This window comes from Citrifermentans bremense (assembly GCF_014218275.1).
GTDB lineage: Bacteria > Desulfobacterota > Desulfuromonadia > Geobacterales > Geobacteraceae > Geomonas > Geomonas pelophila.
The window spans coordinates 422,397-444,636 of the sequence record NZ_AP023213.1; the positions used below are offsets into that span (position 1 = coordinate 422,397).

Below are 22,240 nucleotides of genomic sequence, written 5' to 3' on the forward strand. Positions count from 1 at the left end.
TAATGACCGAGCAATTGGAGCAGTACGCAGCGCATTTCCAGGAAGGTGGACGGGTCAGGGTAGGGGTGCCGCTCCAGGGGGGGGGAGCCTTCGCCGAATGGGGGGTGGTGGCGTCGCTGGACCACGACCTTTTGCAGCTCTACCTCTCCAGGGACCAGCTTCCCGAGCAGGCGCGCCTGGAACTGGGGCGGACCCTCGACCTGGCGCTCAAGGGAAAGGAGGGAACGCTCGGCTGCCGCGGCGTGCTCGTCGCCGACGACAAGCTGGACCACCGGCTGCTGCTGCGGCTGGTGGAGGACGTCGGCCCCTTCGAGCCCAGGGAGTACTTCCGCCAGGACGTCTACGTTCCCCTGATCTGCCGGCGCACCATAAGCCAGTTCCCCGAGGAGGTGCGGCTGCGCTGGGAGGAGTCGCGCAGGGAGATCGAGTTCGCCGCTCAGGAGCCGGAGCCGGGGGAGCTGGAGGAAGTGACGGACAGCAGGGAGGAGATCAGGGCCAGGCTGGAAAAGCGCATGGTGGCGCACCCCGTGGCGGCGAACCTTAGCGGCGGCGGGGTCCGGCTCAACATCGCCGAGCGCTTCAAAGAGGGGGAGTTGGTGGAGTTGAGCTTCTATCTGCCGCACCCTTCGAAGATCATCGAGGTCATCGGAGAGGTGGTCCAGGTGAAGGCGCTCCCCGACGGGGTGCGCTTCAGCACGGCGCTTCGGTACCGCTTCATCGACGAGGCCGACCGCGACCGGCTTATCGGCTACATCTCGGCCGAGCAACTGCACCAGATGTCACAGCACGGACCGCGTGGGGTGCTTTCTCCGCTGGAGCGCCCCTCCATTTTGCGCCGCCGCCTGCAGATAGCCATCGCCCTCACGCTTCTGGCGGGGTTTCTGGGGTGCCAGGCGCGGGCCATTCTGGTGGCGAAAGAGCGGGGCGAGAAGTGGGAGATTCAGCGCGTCTTCGACCAGGGGATCTTTGAGTTCCTCAGGCGGCAGAGGTGACCATCTCCATGGCGTCCTCGATGGTGATCTCAAGTTCGGCCAGCATGATCTCCTTGATCCCCATCCCCTGGGCCTCGAAGGTCGCGGCCAGCATCAGGTTCGGCTCCGGCGGCGAGCCTAGCCCGAGCTTGCGGCAGGCGTGGTCCACCAGGCGCACCAGGGCGAGGAGCACGTCGCTTGTGTCGCTTTGCTCTTTGTGGTGGTCCCTGACGATGGTGCAGTAGATTTCCGGCAGGTTCCACTTCTGCATCAGCTGGTATCCCGACTCGGCGTGCATCGCCGTCATGATCTCGTTGGTCAACTCCCGTGACACCTTCTTCTGCCCGCCGTCGGCAAGCATGATCCCCTCCAGCACCCTTAGAATCAGCAGGCAGCCGATGTCGTGCAGCAGTCCGGCGATGAAACCCTCCTGGGCGAGCTGCTTGTAGCCGCTTTTCTCGCACAGCCACCTGGTCCCGATGGCGCAGCCGATGGCGTGCTTCCACAAAAGCTGCGAGTGGCTCTTCAATTCAGGGATGGTGAAGCTGTTGTAGCTGCTTTGCTGCGAGGCGAGCATGGCCACGCTGGCGATCTCCCGCGCCCCAAGTCTGACCACCGCATCGGTGATGGTGGTGACCTTGGCGAGTCCGCTGAAGAAGGCGGAGTTGGCGAGCCTCAGGATCTGGCTGGTGAGGGCCTGGTCCTTGATGATCAGCGCCACCACCTGGTCGATGCTGAAGTCCTTGGCCGCCAGGATCCCCTGCAGCTTGATGGCTATGGGGTGGAACACCGGCAGGTTGAGCGATTCCGATTCAAGCTGCTCCTTCACTACCTCGACGAAGGGTCTGCTGTGCATGTCAATCCCCCAAAAGGCGCCTGATCTCGGCAATCGGGCGCGGTTTGCCGATCCTGGGAAGAAGCCGCACCGTGTCGTGCAGCGACACGAGGCCCGAGGCGGCCTTGGCTAAACCCGACTCCAGGAGCGTGACCATCCCGGTGCTCTCCGTGGAGATCTTCCTGATCTCGTAGGAGGTCTTCTTGCTGAGGATGGCGTCCTTCACCAGTTCGTTCAGTATCAGCATCTCGAACACCCCCACCCTGCCGCGGTAACCGCTGTACCGGCACTTGGCGCACCCCCGGCCGATCCTGAACTCCGCCCCCCTGAGGTCGGCGTTGCTGTATCCGATCCTCCGGAGCTCGGTCGGGGTGGGGAGGTAGCCCTCGCTGCATTCAGGGCAGATGCGGCGCAAAAGCCGCTGCGCCAGGACGCAGACCACGGTCGAGGCGATGAGAAACGCCTCGATGTTCATGTTCATCAGGCGCAAAAGCCCCCCGACGCTGTCCTCGGTGTGAAAGGTGGTGAGCACCTTGTGGCCGGTGAGCGCCGCCTGGATTGCGGTCTCGGCCGAGAAGCTGTCGCGGATCTCCCCGAGGACGATCACGTCCGGGTCCTGGCGCACGATGTGCCTCAGGGTCTCCTCGAAGGTCACCCCGATCTTCTGGTTGATGGAGCACTGGGCGATCCCCTCTATCACGTACTCGACCGGCTCTTCGGCGGTGACGATGGAGGTGTTCAGGTCGTTTAGGTGGTGCACGCAGCTGTACAGCGTGGAAGTCTTGCCGCTGCCGGTCGGCCCGGTGATGATCAGGACGCCGCTTGGGGTGTCCAGTGCGTCGTCCATGAAGCGCTCCAGCATGCGCCCGGGCATGCCGATCTCCTTGAGGTCGAGGAGCTCCCCCTTCATGCTCAAGAGGCGGAGCACGATTTTCTCCCCGTGGATGGTGATGTAGAAGGAGACCCTCATGTCCAGGGTGCTGCCACTTTTGGCGCTTTCATAGCAGATCCTGCCGTCCTGGTGCCTTCTTCTCTCCGCTATGTCCGCCTCGGCCATCACCTTGATCCTGCTGCTGACGGGAAGCGCCAGCTCCTTGGCGAAGTCCTTGTACAGGACCAGCATCCCGTCCCGCCTGAAGCGTACCCTGAGCGCGCTGCGCATCGGTTCGATATGTATGTCGCTGGCCCCCTCCTTCAGGGCCTCCTCGAAGATGGAGTTCACGATCCCCGTCACAGTGTGCTCGTCGGTCGCCGTGCCGTCCCCCTGCACCATCCCCCGCTTCAAAAGGCTAAGCGCGTCCCGGATCGCCTTCATGGTGCAGATGGCGAAGGACGTGGTGCTCTGGCCGAAGAGCTTCTCCGCCGTCTTTCTCCCCTCCAGGTTCAAGGGGTCCGCGATCGCCACGAGGACCTTGCCTCCCTCCTCCTTGACCGGAACGAAGCTGTGCTGCGACAGCCAGTGCTGGGGAACCCGGGCCAAAAGCGCACGGTCGATGCTGGCCGCGTCCAGGTCGATGAAGGGAAACCCCAGCTGGAAGGCGAGCACCTCGGCCAGGGTGTACTCCTCGATGAAGCGCTGTTCCACCAGGATCTCGCCCAGCATCTTCGAGTTTTCCCCGTCCCGCTGTATCCCGAGGGCCGCCTGCAGTTCTGTCGGCTTCAGGTAGCCAAGCTCCACCAGCAGGGCGCCAAGCTTCACCGATACCATGTTGCTGCGCAGCGTCTCCCTGAGCTGCTCGCGGGTGAAGAAGCCGAGCTCCAGCAGCACGCCGACCAGGGTTCTTGGGGAGAGGAGCTTCGCCTTCACCCGCTGCGCGTAGCTCAGCTGGGCGTCGGCCAGGTAACCCGACTTCATCAACAGTGCGGCGATCTCAAGGCCTGAGTCTTCCACCCCTTCCTTGCGGTCCGCCTCCTTCTGGTAGTTGCCGTGACTCTCCATGCACCATCCCCCGCGCCTTTGCTGACCGCCCTCTTTAGATTGGATTCCTTCGCGGACACTCTTCATTGACATGGGTCCCGAATCCTTGGTAGTATACCATGCCGATTGGAGTGGGCTAATTTAACTCCTCTGAAGAAGTTGCCGCTGGTCCGATGTGGATTCCCACTTAGATATCAGAATGTTATCCGCCAGGAATGGCGCGGCCGCCGTCGCGAAATAAAGACGCGCCTGCCCCATTTCCCTCTTCTTCGTAGGTAAGGGGGCCAGATTAGCGACCCATCGACGTGAGACTCATTAGAAACAGGCGGCAAAACCGCTGCCGAACCGGAACCGGCCGATCACCCGGCCGACCAGATAGAGAGGGGCGCAGCATGAAGAAGAAGGAAAAGCCGAAACAAAAGGAAAAGGAGTTCAGTGCCTCCCCCTTCAAGGCCTTGAAAAGCGCGGCACTCGAGTTGCGCCCGGAGGCAAAGCCCCAGGCGCCGGAGCCCGAAAAACAGCAGAAACCGGTCTCCGACCTGACAGACGAGCTCCTCTTCCTCGACGCGGTGGCCGGCGTGCGCCCCCTGCGCCCCGCCGCCGTTCCCACGGCCAAGGCCAAGGCTCACAGCGCCGCAAAGGCCGAGCGCGAGGAGGAAGAGCAGCGTGCCTTTCTGCAGGCCCTGGAGCAGCTCAAGCTCGACGTCCGTTTTCAGGACGAGCTGGCGGAGCAGGAGCCCGCGCAGCGTCAGAATCCTGTGAACCGGCTGCGGCAGATCAGACGCGGCGGGATCAGGATCGATCTGCAGCTTGACCTGCACGGCCTCACCCGTGACGAGGCCCTGGAGAACCTGGATCGCTTCGTCAAGGGTGCGTACAACCGTGGGCAAAAGGGGGTGCTGGTGATCACCGGCAAGGGGAACAACTCCGCAGGCGAGCCGGTGCTCAAATCCGCGGTGGCCGGCTGGCTCAGGGAGAAGGGGAAGGGGATGGTTTCCGAGTTCATCCAGGCCCCCGGCGACATGGGTGGAAGCGGAGCGGTCGTGGTCTTTCTCAAGGAAAAGAAGGCGCCGGAACCGGAGGCGCAGTAGCGCCCTCCCTTTTCCCGCAGCAAAAGGAGCGGCAATGCCGGCAATCGAGCAGTACCGCATAGGGGTTGATCTGGGAGGGACCAAGACGGAGGTCGTACTGCTCGATCCGCAGGACGTGGTGGTCTTGAGGAAGAGGAGGGAGACCCCGCTCTTGCAGGGCTATCACGCCATGCTGGAGTGCGTGGCGGACCTGGTGCGTGAGGGGGCCTCCCGGGTGCCGGCGGGCGGGCGCTGTACGGTGGGCATCGGCATCCCCGGCTCCGTCGATGCGGTCAGCGGCCTTGTGCGCAACGCCAACTCGGTCTGTCTCATAGGACGCCCTTTGCAGACCGATCTGGAGCGTCTTCTGAACAGGAGGATCGAGGTGAGAAACGACGCCGACTGCTTCACCCTGGCGGAATGCCGCAAGGGGGCCGGGGCCGGTTACGGGCTCGTCTTCGGAGTCATCATGGGGACCGGTTGCGGCGGGGGTATCAGCATCGACGGTGTGGTGCGCGAGGGGCCGCACCGGATCTGCGGGGAATGGGGGCATTTCTCCCTGGACCCCTCGGGCGCACCGTGCTACTGCGGCAACCGGGGGTGCATCGAGACCAAGATCAGCGGATCGGGGGTGGAGGCCTCTTTCGCCGCCCGCTACGGCGAGAGCCTCAGCATGGAGGAGATCGTGGCCGGGGCTAGGCTCGGAGAGCCGCGTTGCGCTACCGCCTTCAACGCCTTTCTCGACGACTTCGGGCGCAGCCTGGGCGGCATCATCTCCATCCTCGACCCCGACGCGGTGGTGCTTGGCGGTGGGCTCTCCAACATAGACGAGCTCTACCTGGCAGGTGTCGAGCGAGTGCGGCATTACGCCTTCCACAACGACCTGCGCACCCCGGTGCTGAAGCACATGCTGGGGGACTCGGCCGGGGTCTTCGGCGCAGCATGGATCGGCGCCGTGGCTCCCTGCTGAAGCGACGCTTGCTGTAGATTAGTTTGAGTTAACAACTGCTGCTGCTATAGTTTGATCTTTGTGGCCGGCCCCGGCCCCCGGCAACTGCGGCAACTCCCCCGAAAGCCGGGCCCACCAAGCCACCAGCTCTCACACAGGCGGTGCCTCATGGAAACGGAAAAAGGGAAAAGGGTAAAGATCAGGTACAAGTGCAAACTGGAGGACGGCCGGGTCTACCTTGTGGGTGAACGGAACACCCTGGAGTTTCTCGTCGGTTCAGGGCGAGTCCCCAAGACGCTGGAGGCGGGGCTTTTAGGGATGCAGCAGGGGGACCATCGCGTGGTACGGGTCCCCGCCGCCGAAGCGGAGCTCTTCCCTTTCCCCAAGGGGTCACACTTTGCCTTCAGCACCGGCACGGCCCCCGGCATAGCCTACGATTTCGGCCCCGGGGCGGGAGGGGACGTCTCCCTCTCCATCCCCGGAAACCGCGATTATCGCGAGCCGCTTCCTTCCGGCGCCGACGTCCTGTTCGAGGTGGAGATGCTTTCGGTGCAGGACGAAGTCACATCTTTTCCCTCACGCTCCTGATCTTGTCCTCCATGCTCTGGTCGCGGTCGGTCCGGGTGCCGAGCTTGATGGTAGTGGTGATGCGGGGAGCCCCCATGCCGTGCACCACCTCGTGGCAGCGCTTGACGGCGGCAAACACCTCGTCCCATTCCCCCTCGATGTTGGTCCCGTAGCTGTGCAATGCAACCTTGAGCCCCGCCTCGACAAGTACCTTCTCGCATGCGGCAACGTAACTCGACACCGAGACGCCGACGCCAAGAGGAACCACGCAAAGATCTACCAGTACTTTCATCTCTTTTCTCCCGTCACAAAAGTTGGCGGTATCAACTCGAGCGACAATCATAGACCAAAGGCTGTATCAAAATAAAGTTAAACGTCTGTTGCAGTCATCCGCAGAAGCGTCCCTCATCCTGTTCTTGCCCCGTCCCTCATAGTTGACATCGAGTTCCCGGCACCTAAACTAGACCGTGGCAGAAGCGGGATATTTGAGTCAGTGGGGGGAAAATGAGCAGTTCCGACAGCAAGAAAGCCATGGTCCTGGTGACAGGGGCTACGGGGTTCATCGGCAAAAGGCTGGTAGCCGCCCTTGCCGCACAGGGGATACCGGTGCGCTGCCTGGTGCGCAACCCCCAGTCGACGCTTCCCCCCTGCGCAGAGGTGGTCCAAGGGGATCTGCTGCAGGTAGAGACCCTGGACCGAGCGCTGGAGGGAATCGAGACGGCGTACTACCTGGTACACGCCATGTCCGGCGACCGCGCCGGGTTCGAGCGCCGCGACCGGGAAGCAGCGGAGAATTTTGTCGCCGCCGCTACAAGACAGGGGCTCAGGCGGGTCATCTATCTCGGGGGGCTGGGCGAGGAGAAGGACGACCTTTCCGAGCACCTCGCCAGCCGGCTGGAGGTTGCGCGCATCCTCCAGCGGGGCCCTTTTAATACCACCTACCTGCGCGCGGCCGTCATCATCGGTGCCGGGGGAGCCTCCTTCGAGATGATCCGGGCCCTGGTCGAGAGGCTACCGGTCATGATAACGCCGCGCTGGGTCTCCACTCGCTGCCAGTTCATAGCCGTGCGGGACGTCATCGCCTACCTCGTAGGTTGCCTGCTGCACGAACAGACGGCTGGGAAGACCTACGACATCGGAGGACCTGAAATCCTTTCCTACCGCGAGATGATGGAGCGCTTCGCCAGGATAGAGCAGAAGTTCATCAAGATCCTGCCGGTCCCCTTTCTCACCCCCAAACTCTCTTCCTACTGGGTCTGGCTGGTCACCCCGATAAAACCGTCGATTTCGAGCCCCCTGATCGAGGGGCTCGGCAACGAGGTCGTCTGCCACGACGACGAGATTCGTAAGGTCATTCCCCTTAGACTGACGGGATACGACGACGCTGTGAGAGAGGCGCTTGAGGAGGCTGGCGCCCTCCCCGCAGAGCCCAACTGAGATACCCCGTCGCAACTCCCTTCGCGCCGGAATAAAATTAGCGGCAAAAAGCTCAAGGTTAATTAGCTGCGTCCGAAAAGACCAAGAGTGCCCGGGAACCCCGTTCCCGGCGGATCAAAGTCTTGTGCCGCCGCAAATGTAGTCGAGCAGGTGGCGAGGGAGCAGCATGAAGTGTCTAATCGTCGAGGATAACGATTTCTCCCGCGAAACCCTGAGTCTCTTTCTGGCGCCTCACGCCGAGATGGAACTGGCGACTGACGGGCAGGAGGGAGTGGAACTTTTCGAAACCGCACTTGCCGGCGGCCAGGGGTTCGACCTGGTGCTGCTTGATGTGGTCATGCCCAAGCTGGACGGGCAGCAGGCCTTGAGACGGATGCGCCAGGCGGAAAGGGAGAAGGGGGTTTCGGCGCAGCAGAAAGCCGTCATCATCATGACCACGGCGCTTACCTCGGCAGAACAGATGGAGCAGGCGCTTTGGGACGGCGACTGCACCGACTATCTGGTAAAGCCGATAGTGCGGGCCGATCTGCTGGCACTGCTGCGCAGGTACCGTTTGATCAACTGATGGCGCGCCTGGGCGTGGCAAGGACATGGGCATGGAACCTTATTATTACCGGGAAGACATCAGGAAATCGCTCAAGGATGACAGCGCCGAGATAGCTGCAGGGTTCAGGGAGATCGTCAAGGGGGGGCTGCGGGTGCAGCTCAAGCTGGTTAACTACTTCAAAGGACTCCCTATCAGCTACCCCGCCACCCCGGTCGACTTTACCGGCACTGTCCTGGAACTGGACGTCCATCCCCAGCAGGCGGTGGCATTGGAGCAAACGGGATGCACCTTCGTAAAGTGCAGCTATTTCGACCGCCCCATGCTCGCCGACGTGAAAGACGCCGACGTGCGCCGGATGATGGCGTCGCTTGCCAACTTCCGTTTCGTGGAGATCCTGGCGGAACAGCGCGTGTCGCTGCGGCTCAAACTGGAGCCGCCTTGCGACGCCCAGATTATAGGTGACGCAGAACCCATTGACGGCAAGGTTCTCGACATCTCCCTCGGGGGGGTATCCATCAGGGCCTCCCGCCCTTCGTACCTGCGGGAGGGGAAGGGGGCACTGCTAAAGGTCATGGTGCCGAACCTGCTGCAAAGCGGAGAGACCCCGCTGGAGCTGAGGTCGAAGGTGGTCGCCGTTGCCCACGAGGAGCAGGGCGAGGTGTGCCGTTTTTCCATCGAGTCGGACCCGCATGTGGAGGGGGTGATCTCGCGCTTTATCTTTCAGCGGCAGGTGGACCTGATCAGGGAGCTGAAGGAGCAAAGCTGAAGCGCCGGCGGGAGCCCGGCCGTGGCGGCAAAGGAGTGGACCCGTGCCCGACAACCTCTTCATCCCATCGGTCGACCTGAGGATCGGATCGCTCGAGGAATACAACCGCAGGCAGAAGGATAAGGCGTCTTTGCGGCACGCCAAGGCGAAGCCCCGTCCTTGTATCACCATCTCGCGCGAGTTCGGTTGCACCGGGTACCCGACGGCGGAGTTGCTCCGCGAATTGCTGATGCAAAGGACCGGCGACGAGTGGGTGCTGATCGACAAGGCCGTGCTCGAAGAGGTGGCGCAAAGGCACAACCTTTCACAAGAGATCCTGCAGACGCTGGGGGCCGAGAACCGCATCCTGGACGAGATCCTCGCCACGTTCTCGCCGCGCTGGAAAAGCAGCTACGACTACTTTCTCCCCCTTTCGCGCCACGTGGTGGCCTTAGCGGAGCAGGGTAACGTCATCATCCTGGAGCTTGGCGGCGCCATCATCACCAGGCACATCGAGAATTCCTATCACTTCAGGCTCTTCGGGTCACCCGCCTTCAAGGCCGCCACGCTCGCCAGCCGGCTCGGGCTGGAAATCGAGCCGGCGGAAAAGCTGATGCACAAGCAGCAGAAAGCCCGCGACCACTTCACCCGTGACTTCCTGAACCAGGACGACCACGATCCCGCCCTCTACGATCTCCTTTTCAACAACGACCGCTGCCCCGCCGACCGGATCGCCCACACCATAGCCGACTTCGTCCTGGTGAGGTGATCGCTACGCCGCAAAAGCGTGGCCGGAGCGCCAGCCCCCAGCCCGGATGCCCCCTTCGTTGCTGCCGCTATCTCAAGGTCGGCACAGGGGGGATCCTCTTCATGGCGTCAGCGGCACATTCAGGACAGTAGCCGTGGCTGAAAAGGGCCCCCGAGTGGAGTGTGATGTAGCTCTCCAACTGGTTCCAGTACCCCTGGTCGTCACGAATCTTTTTGCAGGTCATGCAGATGGGGAGCAGACCTGAGAGCTCCTTCACCTTGGACAGCGCCTCCTGCAGCTCCTGATTCTTCCTGGCCAGCGCCTCTTTTTGCGACTGCAGTTCGAGATGCACGGCGACACGGTGGCTCAGGATGGCCGGTTTAAGCGGCTTCGAGAGGTAGTCTACAGCGCCGGCTGCAAATCCCCGTGACTCGTCCACCTCATCGCTTAGCGCAGTGATGAAAATCACCGGGATGTCACGGTACCTTGAGTCCCCCTTCAGGATACGGCAAAGCTCCAAGCCGTCCATCTCGGGCATCATGACGTCGAGCAGTATCAGGTCTGGACGACTTTCCGCCAGGGCCAGCAGCGCCTCCTTCCCGCTGTTGGCGCCGATGACCTCGTACTCCTTGCGCAAGATCTTGTAGATGATGATTAGATTTTCCGGGGTGTCGTCGACAACCAACAGTTTTTTCTTAACCAAGTTGTCCTCATTTCCCTGTGAGCAGGCACAGAAACTGTGTCAGGTGTGGATATCGTATTCGAGAAGGATTTCTTCCACTGTCTTCAAAGCGCCAGGGCAATCGAACTGTCGTATCTGCAGGTTCAGCTGTTCAAGAAAAGCTGAGCCCGGAATCAGCTCGGACAGGTCGTTCACCTTGTCTAAAACCTCCAGCTTCCTTTGCCGTAACAGCGTGCTGACTGCAGTGAGTATATCGGCAAGCTGCTGCCTGTCCACTGTGCCTGGCTGGTTTGCCGCGCATGTCGGCATTGCGGAGGCAGTGGCAGGCCCCCCCGGCGGCAGCGGCTCGGGGAGCCGGAGGCAGCGCCTCATCTCCCGCAACAGCGTGGGCATCTCCACCGGTTTGGGGACGTACCCGTCGTAACCGAGTTTAAGTAGCATCTCCTCATGGTTCTTCAGGGCATGCGCCGTGAGAGCGATTACCACGGTGCGCTTTCCCAGAGGAGCTTCGGCTTCCCTGATGAGGCGGGTAGCTTCCGTGCCGCCGATGCCCGGCATCTCCACATCCATCAGGATGAGGTCGTAGTTTCCGGTTTTCCACTTTGCGAGCGCTTCACCGCCATCCGCCGCGCTGTCCAATCTATGCCCCAGCCTCCCAAGGAGCTTCGCCATGACGTTGCGGTTCATCTCCTGGTCGTCAGCCAACAGGATGTTCAGCTTCGCCTCGTCCCAGGTGACCTTGTCGTTCTTGGGCGAGGGGTGCTGCCCGCATTCTTCGGCCCTTAGTGCGAAGGGAATCTCCATGTGGAAGGTGCTGCCTGCGTTCTTGCTGCTCTCCGCCCAGATCCGCCCCCCCATGAGCCGGACCAGCTTCGCACTTATGGAAAGCCCGAGGCCGGTGCCGCCGTACCTCCTTGTGGTGGAGGTGTCCTCTTGGGCGAAGGGGGCGAAGATGCGCTCCAAAGATTCAGGCGCTATGCCGACGCCGGTGTCGCTCACGCTGAATCTTAACTGGGCCATATCTTCTTGCTTTACCGTCAGGGTGACCGATAAGGCGACGCTCCCGCATGCGGTGAACTTGATGGCGTTGCCGACGATGTTGAGGAGCACCTGCTTTAGTCTCAGCCGGTCGCCTACCAGCGTGTCAGGGACCTCTTCCGGGACACAGAGCTTCAACTGAAGCCCTTTTTCGTGGGCCGTCGCCGTCTGCGTCCTGACGATCTCGTTGATGCTGTTCCTGAGGCTGAAGGTTCTGGACTCCAGTTCGACCTTTCCCGCCTCCACCTTCGAGAGGTCGAGTATGTCGTTGATGATGGCAAGAAGCCCCTCGGACGAGGTGAGTATCCCATCCAGGTACTCCTTCTGTTCGGCGGAAAGCTCCGTGTAGGCAAGAAGCTGCGCCATGCCGACGATGCTGTTCATCGGGGTCCTGATCTCGTGGCTCATGTTGGCCAGGAACTCCGTCTTGGCCCGGTTGGCGGCCTCGGCCGCCTCTCTTGCGAAAACCAGTTCCATCTCGGAGAGCTTTCGGTCGGTGATGTCGAAGCAGTAGCCGATATAGCCGGCAAAGCTGCCGTCGAGCCCATTGAAGGGACGCCCGATGTCCAGTATCCAGCGGTAGATGCCGTCGTGGCGCCTCAGCCGGTACTCCATCTCAAAGGGGGCCCGCTGGCGGAAGGCGCCCACCCATATGGCGACGCAGCGTTCCAGGTCGTCGGGATGGACACCTTGCGCCCAGCCGTCTCCGTATTCCTCTTCCATGGTGCGGCCGGTGAATGAAAGCCAGGTGTTGTTGAACCAGTCGCACCTGGCCTGCGTGTCGGCGCGCCAGATCAGTGCGGGTGCCTCGGCGAGGATGTTCAAGTAGTGATCCCGCGCCTCTGCCAGTTGCCCTTCGGCCCGCAGGCGCTCCTGTATCTCCTGTTTCAACTCGCGGGTTCGCTCCTCGACCATATGCTCCAGAAAGGCGAAGCTGTGGGTGCCACTGGTCTTGTCCATTCTCGCAGCTCTCCTGGGAAGGCGCACGCTGTCGGCGTGGAAAAATATCTGGGTGGTGCAGACGTTAGGTAGCGCGGCATTATAAGCAAATCATCATAAAGGCTCTAGAAATTTATGAGGAGCGCGGACTCATTAGTCCTTGGCTTTCAGCCGCATGCCGAGACGATTTTACTGAAAAAGCGAAGGCGAGGTTGTCGGCACTCGTCAGCACCAGATCTACCCCCGTGAACAAAAAAAGCCTCTCGCCTTGGCAAGGCTGGAGGCTTATGTAGCGCGGTGGGGGTAAGGTAAGACTGGCCCGCGCGCGGGCAGCTCTTCCGCGGTCACTGGTCCCACCGGTAAGAAGGGGGAGGCGAGACAGGTTCGACGTGGGCTCCGATCCGCTCCAGTTCCTTCAGCACAGCCCCCTTCATGGTCTCCACCTGCAGGTTGACCTCTGCGCTCAGCTCGGAACCCAGCGCGAGAGATTTGGGCTGCACTCCGACAAGGACCAGTTCCGGAAGGGTGCGCCCCATCAATTGAGCTGCACCCAGCAGGTCCTTCAGCCCCAGTTGGTGTGGTGAAAGCTTGGTGTCCAGAGCTGAGGGAAGTTCCTCCCCGACCAGCCTGACGCAGAACCCCGGCTGCTTTCCGGTTTCGACTGCGTCAACCATGATGACATGGCTTTTTCCTTCCAGAAGCGGCAGTAGCGCTAGACCAAGAGTTCCACCGTCGACGACATCGACTCCAGCCGGAAATCGGTACTCCCGCTGCAGTTCCTGGACCACCTTTGCGCCCACACCGTCATCACTCATAATGGTGTTGCCGATGCCGAGGACAAGAACCCTCGGCATGCATTTCCCGCGTTGAGCCATCTTAACCCCCGTTGATTTTACCTTCATTAGCCGTGTCATCCGTGTCGGCCGAGTCTAGTCCTGAGGCCTGCCCATCGTTCTCAGGCAGGCGGCGTCCATTCCGTACCGCGTCTTACTCGCGGGCAGAACAATAGTAGTAAAAAAATGTTTTATCGTAAAGAGGGGTATAAAGCAAGGACTTCATTTGCACTTTAAATTCGACAAGTTTTCGATAAAACATGGCATCAGAATTATAAAAGATATCCGCGTTTGTGCCATTTTGATGCCCAGGCCGGCTGCCACCTCTTCGCCTCTAGCTCCTTTCGCGCCCGCTTCTGCCCCCCCAGGTTCTTGCACACGATGGTCAATTCTTGCACAGCAGGCTGCAGGCTCAGACCTGTAAATGGCCGTAAACGTTGTGGTTGTCGTTGGCATGTCACGTGCTTAAATGAAAAGTAATTAAATATCATTTATGCGCACGATGCTCCTTTCCGCCAAAGGGATTTACACGGCATCGAACGCAAGCGCACGAAGGACTGAGCCACACGGCGTAAGGTCTGGAGAGAAGGCTGTAGGATGCACGAAGTGCGAACTCAAAGCGGCTAGCTGCAGTGTATCGACTCCGTCCTAATGGATCTTCACTGGTTGAAGGTTGATGGACCTCTTTATAGGCGTGAGTCCTAATCTCAAGAACCGACAGCATTCGGCGCTCACTTCAATGTGCAGTGGCATTGACAAAATCCAAGATGCAATTGCATCCAATAGGGATAGACTTTAACAGCATACCGCTCTCCTTCTCTGAGCATTGGTTTTTTTTGGTCTAAACCCGTTTTGCCAGACTTGAGACGGGATGCACTTTTGAGGCGCTGCTTGCCACCAGGCTGACGCCATTTTTACCCACTGGTTCTGCTGAAGAGATTCGAGTTCAGGTGCAAAGAGGAGGTTGACATGTCTGGAGAAACGTACCGCAACCGTGCGTCGCCTCCATTTTGGTGCGGACACTGGGGGCGACCCGACGGGGACGTCTCACCCATGGGAAAGCATCACCGGGTTTAACTGGGAGGTCCGAGATGAAAAGGTTACTGGTGATTCTAACGATCGTCGTCATGTCACTCCTGTTCGGTTGTGGTGGTGGAGGCGGCAGCAGTGGAGGCAGTAATACCGGATCTGTCAACAACAGCACCGACGGCGGAACAGGCGGTAGCACCGGCAGCATCACGAACCCCACTGGCGGGACTGGGTCCAGCGGTGGAACCAATGACAGCACCTCAGGCGGGACTGGCAGCGGTACGGGAGGCACAGTCGACACTCCGGTGTCGCCCCCGGCGGTTACCATTCCGGGGGCGCCGACTGGGGTCACGGTACAGCCGGGAGATGGCCAAGTCACCATCTCCTGGAGCCCCGTCGCCAATGCAACTTCGTACAACGTATATTGGTCTACCACTGGTAGTGTGACGCCCAGTGTGGCAACGCGAAAGGTCGGCGCCGTCTCACCCTGTGTGCTCACTGGCTTGATGAACTGGACAATCTACTACTTCGTCGTCACGGCAGTTAACCAGTCAGGAGAATCGGCAGTCTCGACTGAACTGAGCGCCACTCCGGAGGCGCTGTTTGTTGCCGAGATGGTGAACGGGAAAACCTTCGACTACACCATCTCGCCAGACGGGTATGGAGTGGTTACTTTCAACCCGGACGGGACCTTCACAGGGCAGAATTTGAAAGTCGGTCAGCCTATGGCCGGACAGTGGGGCCTCCAGGACGGCGTATTGATACTCGTGTATCCATGGGTAAAAGCGGAGTACTTCTTCCTCAGCTCAGGCACCCCGGCATCGTTCCAGGTTATTTATTTGAGGCGCAACTATGAAGACGGCAGTGTCACCAGCCCTGTAGCAGGTACTTTTAACCTGAAATAGAACTGGTGAGCCTAAGCGGAAGTACTATAAGGCGGTCAACGACCGCCTTATTCTTTTGGGCCAACGGCGAAGGAGGCGTGCAACTAAAAGTGAGCTCTGGATCATATTGTTGGAGTCTGTGTATGCGGGGAGGTACTTCGGCACACGGAACGAAAATGGCCGATTCCTTTTTAGGAATCGGCCATGGTTTTTTTGGCTCCCCATCGCGGACTCGAACCACGGACATGGTGATTAACAGAGCGTCCCAAGCCCCTTTTCAGGCCATTTCATGCCGTTTCAGGGCTGTTCAAAAAACCTCGTAAACGTAGACACCACGGCCTTTTACGGCTAACATCCTATTCAGGACATTGCACCACGTTTCACTGCAGCACAACCACAAAAGGATACGTGGGAGGATACGTGGAAAGATCACCATGTCGTTCTGGAAAAGGATACGTGGCGAAAAACGGCGGTTGAGAGGTGGGAAAATGAAAAGCAGAATCAGGTTTACGGACCTGTACATTAAAAACCTGAAGCCGATGGAAAAGGATTTCTGGGCGCGCGAAGGATTAGGGTTTGCGGTCCGGGTGGTTCCTTCCGGGGAGAAGCTTTGGTATTACATTTACACCTTCCAGGGAAAGAAGCGGTACATGTGGCTCGGGAGCTATCCTGCGGTGCCGTTGGCGGCTGCCCGGGAGGCCTGTGAAGTAGCAAGGGCCAAGGTGAAAACGGGGGTAGACCCATTGGCGCAGAAGGAAGCGGAGCTGGAGGAGCGGCGCAGGGCTCCCACGGTTGCCGAGCTGTGCGCCGAGTATCTGGAGCGCCACGCCAAGCAGTTCAAGCGCTCCTGGCAGAAAGACGAGCAGATGATAAAGCGGGACGTACTGCCGGAGTGGGGCAAGCGGAAGGCTCGGGACATCACCAAGCGGGACGTGGTCCTGCTGCTGGAAAAGATCATGGATCGCGGGGCGCCGGTACAGGCCAACACCACGTTCGCCCTGGTCCGGAAGATGTTCAACTTTGCGGTGGAGCGGGACATCCTGGAGCACACCCCCTGCCACGGCGTCAAGCCTCCAGCGCCCAAGGTCGCTCGGGACCGGGTCCTCTCGGAAGCAGAGATCAGGACCTTCTGGAACAACCTGGATGCCTGCGCCATGTCCAATGAAAGCAGGCGCGCGTTGAAGCTGGTGCTGGTCACCGCGCAGCGGCCGGGCGAAGTGATCGGGATGCATACCGACGAGATCAAGGGGGACTGGTGGATACTCCCTGGAGAGAGGGTGAAAAACAAGAAGTCCCACCGGGTGTACCTGTCGACGCTCGCCAGAGAGATCCTGGCGGAGGCCGTCGCCGAGAACAAGGAAAAGCAGGGCATCCCGGGGGACCAGGAGTATCACGGCTTCATGTTTCCCTCGCCGCAGCGCGCCAAAGTGCAGTCCATAGATCCGCAAGCGCTGATAGTGGCAGTGGGGCGGGCCCTTGCCTCCCCTGTGCTCGATCAGAACTTCAAACGGGTCCTCGACCGGGATGGGAAGCCCGCCACGGTAAACCGGCTCGACGTCGCCCACTTCACCCCGCACGATCTGAGGCGCACCGCGGCAACGTTCATGGCCGAATCCGGCGAGATGGATGAGGTGATCGACGCCGTTTTGAACCACGCCAAGCAGGGGGTGATCAGGGTCTACAACCAGTTCAAGTACGACGCGCAGAAGCAAGCGGCTCTCGAATCCTGGTCCAGGAGACTCATCGGCATCACCACCGGAGTGAAGGGGAAGGTGATCGCCATCGGCAGCCGGTCCAAGCCGGCGTAATCCAACTTGTCAATTTGTAGCTTATAGGCTAATATCTATGACGACACAGACTTTTCCTTTCGAAATCGAGTATTACAGGACGGAGGGGGGCACAGCGCCGTTTAGGGAATGGCTGCAGGCCCTGCGGGATGTAACCGGGCGCGCCAAGATCCGCGTCCGGCTGGACCGGGCACGGCTTGGGAACCTGGGGGACCATAAGAACCTGGGTGAGGGGCTGTACGAGCTGCGGGTCGACTATGGCCCTGGGTATCGCGTCTATTACACCCTTGAGGGAAACCGGCTGATCCTGCTTTTGGTCGGCGGGGACAAGGAGTCCCAGCGACGGGATATCGCGAAGGCTGCGGGGTGCTTGCAGGATCACAGAAGGAGACATCAAGATGGCTCACACGACTGACTACCAGAAGGATCTCATCGAGGCGTTGAAGGACCCGGCCGAGGCGGCGGCATACCTGAACGCGGCCTTGGAAGAGGGGGACCGGGAAGCCTTCCTTCTTGCCTTGCGCAACGTCGCGGAGGCAAACGGTGGCATGGCTGCGGTAGCGGACAAGGCCCATCTAAACCGTGAAAGCCTGTATCGCACCCTGTCGCGTCGGGGCAACCCCGAAATCAGGACACTGTTCAACCTGCTGCACGGAGTAGGGCTGCGGTTGAATATCACCCCGGAGCGCGCGTCCGCCTAGTACACCCGGACACACGGCAAATCTCAAAGAGGGGGGCGGAGTTCAGAATCGAGTTCCCGCCCCCTAAGCTTCAGACTCTCTTTGCGTAGTCAATCATCCCCTGGAAATCGACCACCACGGCCGGTTCGTCGCCGACGACCCAGGCATCGTGCCCCATCGGGAGCAGCGCGACGTCGCCGGGGCCGCAATCGAACTCGCTGCCGTCATCCATCACCACATGGAGCCTGCCGGAGACGTGGTACTGGAAGTGGGGAGCCTCGCAGCTTTTGGTCTTGACGAGCGGCTGGACCGACTCGGACCAGCGCCACCCGGGCAAGAATGTGGCTCGCCCCACCCACGCACCACCAATATCCAGCATTTCCACCCTTCCCTTGGGAAACTCACGTACTTCGTCCGGCTTTCCGAAGTTCTTTACTGCAGATCTACCCGTTACCAGTTCCATGGCAGCCTCCTTTCAACTGGTTGTCTTCGCGGCCTCGCCGACCAAAGCACCGCGACCGGCAAGACACGCCCGTCAATACTGCCATAACAAATTTATAAGGCAACCGCCACAGGGTACCGCGGCCCGGACCTTCGCCAGAAGAGCCGCGAAGGTAGTATTGTCTGCTATCTCGATTGTCCAAGTAACTGAGCTAAAGTATGGGTACGTTGGACTGCAGGTTCATAATTTTGCTCATTGCTGATCAACGATGGCGTGACCAACAGGGCTCCATTCTGGTATTCAACTGACAAGCCCTCATGATGTAGAAAGAAGGTAATGATCTCAGGTCTCAGCATCGCCGCGAAGGTTCCGTCATCCTCAGATGAGATATCGTACATATCTACAAGAGATTGAGGAAATGAAGCGCGATGGTCTCCGATCCCGAGCATGTCTCCAACCTCTTTTGTGAAGGTTTTAGGTTTCAGGATGAATTTTGGGATAGGCAGATCCAGGGATGTCAGTAGAATACCAAAAGTGGTAGGCGAGTAACGGCTCCTAGAGATAGTGAAGACACAAGTGTTCATACCGTTAACGGTCCCCGCGAAGAATTGGGAAAGGTAGGGAGTATTCACCCAAGACGTGAGAGCAGAAAATTTACGCTTGTTGAGCAGCGCATCAAACTCACGCCTGGAGAAATCTGACAGTCCCAGTCCGCAGGTGGCTTGTCCAGAAGGTACTTTTTTCTCGCACCACCAGAAGACACCGGTGACAAGCACCACAACGGCAAGAATTAAAAAAATCAGGCCCACTGTCGCACCGTTACTTTAATTTTTATTTTCTGCATCTACGCGGTGTCAGGTTCACCGGCCTCAAGGCCGCGTGCAACCGGCTGGTTATGCGATTTGATTTTGTGTTGGAGTATTTTGTCGGAACTTCTATGTATTCTCTACTCACTCACAACCAACAATCTCTTAATTGATGGTGATCATTGCATAGCCCTTGTTCTGGTAGCCGATCAACGAGTTTATAACATTCGCGACTAGCTTTACTTCAGGGAACAGCTTCTCCGGATCGGCTTTGAATACCCGCATGGCTAACGCGCAAGCCTCAAATCGGACCCCCAATTTTTTCAAATCTCGGATCAGATCCTTGGCCTCATCGTCTAGAGCTGTATTTGTAAGTAGTCTGACCCCGGGGCCTCGAAAAACTATAATCATCTGGGGCTTGATTCCCTGGGCAACCATCCCTTCATATGTTTCTTTAAATAGATTTAGGTTGAAGTTTAGCTTGTCGAGATCGGGCACCCGCACATCGAAAATTACTTTGGCAGACGTCAATCCTGCCAAGGCCTCCCGATCGTCAGGTTTCTGTACAGCATAAAGAGACCCAGTGCAGGCAAGAACTGCGATAATTACTGCCAACAGCCGTTGAAGGTTCATTATTACCCCTCCTGCAAGAATGATGATCGTACCTAAACGACGCCAAGAAGGTGTAACTGCTGACTATCAATAAATTGTCTTTTAAATAAATCGGTTTTCTCTTGATTATGAACTCAACGAGTGTCGCAAGTTGCTTGACCGAGCCACAAAGCAGCCTCCCGTCGATTCCCATGCTCTCAGAAAGTTCTTTATGACTCACTCTTAGCCTAGCTACCATTGCAAGGAACGAAATATTTGTAACTATTACGATGACCAGTAAGATATCCATTTTCCGCCTTTTCTTCTACTTGCTCAACGGGGGCGGCCTTGACCGGCGGCGTCAGCCGTCCGTGTATAAGGACGTGGCTGGGTTCGTTCATTCGTTTACTCTACTGCCCGCGGAGATTATGGCATCTCTTGCTTTGCAGGCTTTTCAGCTAGTCGCTCATCATAAATAAAGGCAGTAGCATAAACAGTAAAGCTGGCCACAAAAGCACATGTTGCTTCAGCAATTGGATGTGCCCGCAGAACTCTCCATAAAACTACACTCAATCCAAACACTAAATAAATTATACTTTTGGGAAGGGCATCTATTTGTTTTTTACATTTATTCAAAACGGTGGCGAGCGGTACAAATATGAAGGCTGCATAGGCAAGCGCTATGATAACGCCTTGAAGTGGCATTCTATTTAATGCATTCGCCGCGACACCAATCGTTGTCAAATATGCTGCAATTTTTATCTGTTTTACTTCCTTTGTTGTCATATTCCCTTCTTCTGCCCAACGCAAGGCTGACCGGCTTATTTGGGCCGGTCCAGCCGTGAGTTGGGAAATACCACGATTGACTTATCTGGAGACGCCTTCTGTCTGACGAAACGAAACAATCAATCCCCAGATGATGGCTGCGGTCATTACGATCCCACCGGTTATAAAGAAGAAACGACCGATGGCGTGATCCCAAGAAAGGATTCCCAGCTTTCCCAGCATGACCTCCCAGTCGTGGTAATCTTCCACCTCACTCCCGGTCACACCACCAAGGAGCGGGAGCTGCCCAGTACGGGCGTCATCTGCATAGGGAGCCACATCAGCCGTGCTCTCTCCGAACCACCAGATTCCGACGGCTGCGGCGTAGCGGTCGCGACGCATGAGAAAGGAGAACGCCACTACTGCCGGCACCAGAAGCTGCATGATCGTCCCGCCGGCAACTTGGACAAAACGGCCGAAAGGTGAAAAAAGGACATGCCCTGCCTCATGAAATGGGAGATTGACAAGGTGAAGGAAAATTTCCCCAACGTAATTGGACGCGATGGTATGGGTCAGGATACGGAAGCTGTAGAACGACAGGATCACGAGGAATATCACGCGTACAACGACAACGGCCGAGGCAACCGGCTCGCAGGCAACAGTAGGCGGGCCAGGCACGGGCTCGGCATCCTCATACTCCGAAGACGGCATACCCGGCCGTGGCCGTACCTTGGCGAAAATCACTCCGCAGTGGGGGCAGCAGTTATCGTCGGTACGTGGTGCGGCGCACTTGGGGCAAACGGGCGGGGGTGAAGACATCTATCTGCCCTCCTGGCTGATAATACCGCTTCGTTGCGCCCTGAACGCCAGAAAGATAATTCCAGGTTCTGTTCTCTGGTCATTCGTCATATTTTTCTATTTTCCTTACACAACGGCTTGCGCCCTTGACCCGCCGGGGCGTTTCACAGCCCCGGTCGGTGTCCAAGGGCCTGTTAGGCATCCGTCCACATTCTCTTCTTTGCGAGACGGCTCCCAAACTCTGCAAACATGAATGCCGTAAGCACAAACGCAATGACTTGTCCTGTCATTACTACTGTGGTGAAAGCTGTTATATTCGGTTGTTGAAAGAAGGCATAAACCGGGAGGCATTCTGTCAACAGCACAAAAAAAGAGGCAATAATTTTGGGTTGTTTCGGTTCTAAAAATCCAGCCGGTAGAACTGTAATGATTGCTGTGAAAGCTGCGGTGATTAAGTTGAAAAGAGCGAATATGACTGCCAGTGCAGTTTTCGACTTGGCCGAGAAAGCGTTGATTGTCGGGAATGCTCCGTTCGACGTCAAAAATGCCTGTACTTCCGTATAGACTAAAGGTGAAGCTAGGAGGATGCAGGCGATCAGGCCCCATTTCATGATTTTTCTCGCCATGTTTTTTCCTCATCTTTTTTTGTCTAACGGGGCCGGCCTTGACCGGCGGCGTCAGCCGTCCGCGCCCAAGGCCGTTTTGTTGGAACCTGCCTTCGTCACGCGCTGATTGGTGCCTATCCCCCCCGCGCTCTCCGTCCCCCCGGAAGTCCCCACTTAGATTTTATATTCGAGCTTCAGAAAACGGCTGCAATAACTGCCATCGCGAGCGCCAACGGTATCGACATTAGACATACTTTTGGGGGAAGGAGGTTATACATCAAGGCGGTCAACAAAAGCGCTATCAACAAAGTCCCGAGGTTCCCTATCACAAACACTGCTCCGCCGCCCGGCGCGCTCATGAAATGCTTGATGAGGAAGCTTATTAGAAGATAGTTGCTGAGAAATAAGCCTTTTCCTATTACTCGCTTTCTCTTCTTCTCATCGAGTTCTGTGCTTTTTATGATGGTTTCGATTCCCATTATTCCTTTAATTCGATATTTCTCTTATGCAGACCAACGGGCCGGGACTTGACCCGCACCGGGGCGCTTCTCAGCCCCGGTCGGCGTCTAAGGCC

At 58.5% G+C, this 22,240-nt stretch carries 25 protein-coding genes; 12 read left to right on the forward strand and 13 right to left on the reverse strand.

The genetic code is table 11. The annotated features are described in order from the left end of the window. The first annotated feature begins 2 nt into the window (after positions 1-2). Positions 3-992, forward strand: coding sequence for a PilZ-like domain-containing protein (locus GEOBRER4_RS01770; protein ID WP_185243980.1), 990 nt, complete (start codon positions 3-5; stop codon positions 990-992). Here the strand turns inward: GEOBRER4_RS01770 and GEOBRER4_RS01775 are convergent. Together GEOBRER4_RS01775 and GEOBRER4_RS01780 are read right to left on the reverse strand one after the other, a co-directional pair. Beyond that, positions 976-1,827: an HDOD domain-containing protein gene (locus tag GEOBRER4_RS01775; protein WP_185243981.1), complete on the reverse strand. Its 852-nt coding sequence runs from the start codon at positions 1,825-1,827 to the stop codon at positions 976-978. The genes GEOBRER4_RS01770 and GEOBRER4_RS01775 overlap by 17 nt on opposite strands. Position 1,828: 1 nt before the next feature. Then, positions 1,829-3,745: a GspE/PulE family protein gene (locus GEOBRER4_RS01780; RefSeq protein ID WP_185243982.1), complete on the reverse strand. Its 1,917-nt coding sequence runs from the start codon at positions 3,743-3,745 to the stop codon at positions 1,829-1,831. A gap of 371 nt (positions 3,746-4,116) precedes the next feature. Here GEOBRER4_RS01780 and GEOBRER4_RS01785 point away from each other — a divergent pair, with 371 nt between their 5' ends. The 3 genes from GEOBRER4_RS01785 to GEOBRER4_RS01795 all read left to right on the forward strand — a co-directional run bounded on the left by GEOBRER4_RS01785 (position 4,117) and on the right by GEOBRER4_RS01795 (position 6,331). Further along, entirely contained in the window at positions 4,117-4,815 is a 699-nt protein-coding gene (locus GEOBRER4_RS01785; RefSeq protein WP_085814125.1) for a Smr/MutS family protein, read from the forward strand. 34 nt (positions 4,816-4,849) lie between these two features. After that, entirely contained in the window at positions 4,850-5,764 is a 915-nt protein-coding gene (locus GEOBRER4_RS01790; RefSeq protein WP_185243983.1) for an ROK family protein, read from the forward strand. 147 nt (positions 5,765-5,911) lie between these two features. Continuing rightward, a complete protein-coding gene (locus GEOBRER4_RS01795) occupies positions 5,912-6,331 on the forward strand; it encodes an FKBP-type peptidyl-prolyl cis-trans isomerase (RefSeq protein ID WP_185243984.1) in 420 nt (139 codons plus the stop codon). Here the strand turns inward: GEOBRER4_RS01795 and GEOBRER4_RS01800 are convergent. Further along, a complete protein-coding gene (locus GEOBRER4_RS01800) occupies positions 6,306-6,602 on the reverse strand; it encodes an MTH1187 family thiamine-binding protein (protein ID WP_085814122.1) in 297 nt (98 codons plus the stop codon). The two genes, GEOBRER4_RS01795 and GEOBRER4_RS01800, sit on opposite strands and share 26 nt — an antisense overlap. Before the next feature lie 212 nt (positions 6,603-6,814). Between GEOBRER4_RS01800 and GEOBRER4_RS01805 the strand changes: the two genes are divergently transcribed. The 4 genes from GEOBRER4_RS01805 (at position 6,815) to GEOBRER4_RS01820 (ending at position 9,808) form a co-directional block, all read left to right on the forward strand. Further along, complete coding sequence (locus GEOBRER4_RS01805; protein WP_185243985.1) at positions 6,815-7,747, forward strand: NAD(P)H-binding protein; 933 nt, start codon at positions 6,815-6,817, stop codon at positions 7,745-7,747. A gap of 166 nt (positions 7,748-7,913) precedes the next feature. Beyond that, on the forward strand, positions 7,914-8,312 hold the full coding sequence (locus GEOBRER4_RS01810; RefSeq protein WP_085814119.1) for a response regulator: 399 nt from the start codon (positions 7,914-7,916) through the stop codon (positions 8,310-8,312). Positions 8,313-8,343: 31 nt separating this feature from the next. After that, positions 8,344-9,060, forward strand: coding sequence for a PilZ domain-containing protein (locus GEOBRER4_RS01815; RefSeq protein ID WP_185243986.1), 717 nt, complete (start codon positions 8,344-8,346; stop codon positions 9,058-9,060). A 43-nt stretch (positions 9,061-9,103) separates the two neighbouring features. After that, positions 9,104-9,808 (forward strand): cytidylate kinase-like family protein, encoded by a 705-nt coding sequence (locus tag GEOBRER4_RS01820; RefSeq protein ID WP_085814115.1) that lies wholly within the window; start codon positions 9,104-9,106, stop codon positions 9,806-9,808. 67 nt (positions 9,809-9,875) lie between these two features. Here the strand turns inward: GEOBRER4_RS01820 and GEOBRER4_RS01825 are convergent, their stop codons facing one another. From GEOBRER4_RS01825 to GEOBRER4_RS01835, 3 genes are all read right to left on the reverse strand, one after another. Next, positions 9,876-10,490, reverse strand: coding sequence for a response regulator (locus GEOBRER4_RS01825; RefSeq protein WP_185243987.1), 615 nt, complete (start codon positions 10,488-10,490; stop codon positions 9,876-9,878). A gap of 39 nt (positions 10,491-10,529) precedes the next feature. Beyond that, positions 10,530-12,467: a PAS domain-containing hybrid sensor histidine kinase/response regulator gene (locus tag GEOBRER4_RS01830; RefSeq protein ID WP_185243988.1), complete on the reverse strand. Its 1,938-nt coding sequence runs from the start codon at positions 12,465-12,467 to the stop codon at positions 10,530-10,532. A gap of 323 nt (positions 12,468-12,790) precedes the next feature. After that, the gene (locus GEOBRER4_RS01835; RefSeq protein ID WP_143424284.1) at positions 12,791-13,300 is read right to left on the reverse strand and encodes a HyaD/HybD family hydrogenase maturation endopeptidase; all 510 of its coding nucleotides are present in this window, start codon (positions 13,298-13,300) and stop codon (positions 12,791-12,793) included. Positions 13,301-14,370: 1,070 nt separating this feature from the next. Between GEOBRER4_RS01835 and GEOBRER4_RS01840 the strand changes: the two genes are divergently transcribed. The 4 genes from GEOBRER4_RS01840 (at position 14,371) to GEOBRER4_RS01855 (ending at position 17,680) form a co-directional block, all read left to right on the forward strand. Next, the gene (locus tag GEOBRER4_RS01840; RefSeq protein WP_185243989.1) at positions 14,371-15,213 is read left to right on the forward strand and encodes a fibronectin type III domain-containing protein; all 843 of its coding nucleotides are present in this window, start codon (positions 14,371-14,373) and stop codon (positions 15,211-15,213) included. A 467-nt stretch (positions 15,214-15,680) separates the two neighbouring features. Continuing rightward, positions 15,681-17,000 carry a tyrosine-type recombinase/integrase gene (locus GEOBRER4_RS01845; protein WP_185243990.1) on the forward strand — a complete coding sequence of 440 codons (1,320 nt, stop codon included), beginning with the start codon at positions 15,681-15,683 and terminating at the stop codon, positions 16,998-17,000. 37 nt (positions 17,001-17,037) lie between these two features. Then, on the forward strand, positions 17,038-17,394 hold the full coding sequence (locus GEOBRER4_RS01850) for a type II toxin-antitoxin system RelE/ParE family toxin (RefSeq protein WP_185243991.1): 357 nt from the start codon (positions 17,038-17,040) through the stop codon (positions 17,392-17,394). After that, on the forward strand, positions 17,378-17,680 hold the full coding sequence (locus GEOBRER4_RS01855; protein ID WP_012774075.1) for an addiction module antidote protein: 303 nt from the start codon (positions 17,378-17,380) through the stop codon (positions 17,678-17,680). The genes GEOBRER4_RS01850 and GEOBRER4_RS01855 overlap by 17 nt, the downstream gene beginning before the upstream one ends. A gap of 70 nt (positions 17,681-17,750) precedes the next feature. Here GEOBRER4_RS01855 and GEOBRER4_RS01860 read toward each other — a convergent pair whose 3' ends face one another. The 7 genes from GEOBRER4_RS01860 to GEOBRER4_RS01890 form a co-directional block, all read right to left on the reverse strand. Further along, positions 17,751-18,122, reverse strand: coding sequence for a cupin domain-containing protein (locus GEOBRER4_RS01860; protein ID WP_185243992.1), 372 nt, complete (start codon positions 18,120-18,122; stop codon positions 17,751-17,753). 164 nt (positions 18,123-18,286) lie between these two features. Further along, positions 18,287-18,910, reverse strand: coding sequence for a hypothetical protein (locus GEOBRER4_RS01865; RefSeq protein WP_185243993.1), 624 nt, complete (start codon positions 18,908-18,910; stop codon positions 18,287-18,289). A 162-nt stretch (positions 18,911-19,072) separates the two neighbouring features. Continuing rightward, positions 19,073-19,540, reverse strand: coding sequence for a DsrE family protein (locus tag GEOBRER4_RS01870; protein ID WP_185243994.1), 468 nt, complete (start codon positions 19,538-19,540; stop codon positions 19,073-19,075). Positions 19,541-19,924: 384 nt separating this feature from the next. Then, positions 19,925-20,284, reverse strand: coding sequence for a hypothetical protein (locus GEOBRER4_RS01875; RefSeq protein ID WP_185243995.1), 360 nt, complete (start codon positions 20,282-20,284; stop codon positions 19,925-19,927). 81 nt (positions 20,285-20,365) lie between these two features. Beyond that, positions 20,366-21,082, reverse strand: a complete 717-nt coding sequence (locus GEOBRER4_RS01880; RefSeq protein WP_185243996.1) for a zinc ribbon domain-containing protein — start codon at positions 21,080-21,082, stop codon at positions 20,366-20,368. Positions 21,083-21,255: 173 nt separating this feature from the next. Then, complete coding sequence (locus GEOBRER4_RS01885; RefSeq protein ID WP_185243997.1) at positions 21,256-21,687, reverse strand: hypothetical protein; 432 nt, start codon at positions 21,685-21,687, stop codon at positions 21,256-21,258. Positions 21,688-21,860: 173 nt separating this feature from the next. Next, positions 21,861-22,145: a hypothetical protein gene (locus tag GEOBRER4_RS01890; RefSeq protein WP_185243998.1), complete on the reverse strand. Its 285-nt coding sequence runs from the start codon at positions 22,143-22,145 to the stop codon at positions 21,861-21,863. Positions 22,146-22,240 lie beyond the last annotated feature (95 nt).

Bases quoted from the DNA above. Each gene is read 5' to 3' on its own strand.
- GEOBRER4_RS01845 (WP_185243990.1), top strand. From the start codon at position 15,681: ATGAAAAGCAGAATCAGGTTTACGGACCTGTACATTAAAAACCTGAAG.
- GEOBRER4_RS01830 (WP_185243988.1), bottom strand. From the start codon at position 12,467: ATGGACAAGACCAGTGGCACCCACAGCTTCGCCTTTCTGGAGCATATG.
- GEOBRER4_RS01800 (WP_085814122.1), bottom strand. From the start codon at position 6,602: ATGAAAGTACTGGTAGATCTTTGCGTGGTTCCTCTTGGCGTCGGCGTC.
- GEOBRER4_RS01770 (WP_185243980.1), top strand. From the start codon at position 3: ATGACCGAGCAATTGGAGCAGTACGCAGCGCATTTCCAGGAAGGTGGA.
- GEOBRER4_RS01795 (WP_185243984.1), top strand. From the start codon at position 5,912: ATGGAAACGGAAAAAGGGAAAAGGGTAAAGATCAGGTACAAGTGCAAA.
- GEOBRER4_RS01890 (WP_185243998.1), bottom strand. From the start codon at position 22,145: ATGGGAATCGAAACCATCATAAAAAGCACAGAACTCGATGAGAAGAAG.
- GEOBRER4_RS01855 (WP_012774075.1), top strand. From the start codon at position 17,378: ATGGCTCACACGACTGACTACCAGAAGGATCTCATCGAGGCGTTGAAG.
- GEOBRER4_RS01840 (WP_185243989.1), top strand. From the start codon at position 14,371: ATGAAAAGGTTACTGGTGATTCTAACGATCGTCGTCATGTCACTCCTG.
- GEOBRER4_RS01870 (WP_185243994.1), bottom strand. From the start codon at position 19,540: ATGAACCTTCAACGGCTGTTGGCAGTAATTATCGCAGTTCTTGCCTGC.
- GEOBRER4_RS01775 (WP_185243981.1), bottom strand. From the start codon at position 1,827: ATGCACAGCAGACCCTTCGTCGAGGTAGTGAAGGAGCAGCTTGAATCG.
- GEOBRER4_RS01875 (WP_185243995.1), bottom strand. From the start codon at position 20,284: ATGACAACAAAGGAAGTAAAACAGATAAAAATTGCAGCATATTTGACA.
- GEOBRER4_RS01810 (WP_085814119.1), top strand. From the start codon at position 7,914: ATGAAGTGTCTAATCGTCGAGGATAACGATTTCTCCCGCGAAACCCTG.
- GEOBRER4_RS01815 (WP_185243986.1), top strand. From the start codon at position 8,344: ATGGAACCTTATTATTACCGGGAAGACATCAGGAAATCGCTCAAGGAT.
- GEOBRER4_RS01850 (WP_185243991.1), top strand. From the start codon at position 17,038: ATGACGACACAGACTTTTCCTTTCGAAATCGAGTATTACAGGACGGAG.
- GEOBRER4_RS01885 (WP_185243997.1), bottom strand. From the start codon at position 21,687: ATGGCGAGAAAAATCATGAAATGGGGCCTGATCGCCTGCATCCTCCTA.
- GEOBRER4_RS01880 (WP_185243996.1), bottom strand. From the start codon at position 21,082: ATGTCTTCACCCCCGCCCGTTTGCCCCAAGTGCGCCGCACCACGTACC.
- GEOBRER4_RS01860 (WP_185243992.1), bottom strand. From the start codon at position 18,122: ATGGAACTGGTAACGGGTAGATCTGCAGTAAAGAACTTCGGAAAGCCG.
- GEOBRER4_RS01780 (WP_185243982.1), bottom strand. From the start codon at position 3,745: ATGGAGAGTCACGGCAACTACCAGAAGGAGGCGGACCGCAAGGAAGGG.
- GEOBRER4_RS01790 (WP_185243983.1), top strand. From the start codon at position 4,850: ATGCCGGCAATCGAGCAGTACCGCATAGGGGTTGATCTGGGAGGGACC.
- GEOBRER4_RS01785 (WP_085814125.1), top strand. From the start codon at position 4,117: ATGAAGAAGAAGGAAAAGCCGAAACAAAAGGAAAAGGAGTTCAGTGCC.
- GEOBRER4_RS01835 (WP_143424284.1), bottom strand. From the start codon at position 13,300: ATGCCGAGGGTTCTTGTCCTCGGCATCGGCAACACCATTATGAGTGAT.
- GEOBRER4_RS01805 (WP_185243985.1), top strand. From the start codon at position 6,815: ATGAGCAGTTCCGACAGCAAGAAAGCCATGGTCCTGGTGACAGGGGCT.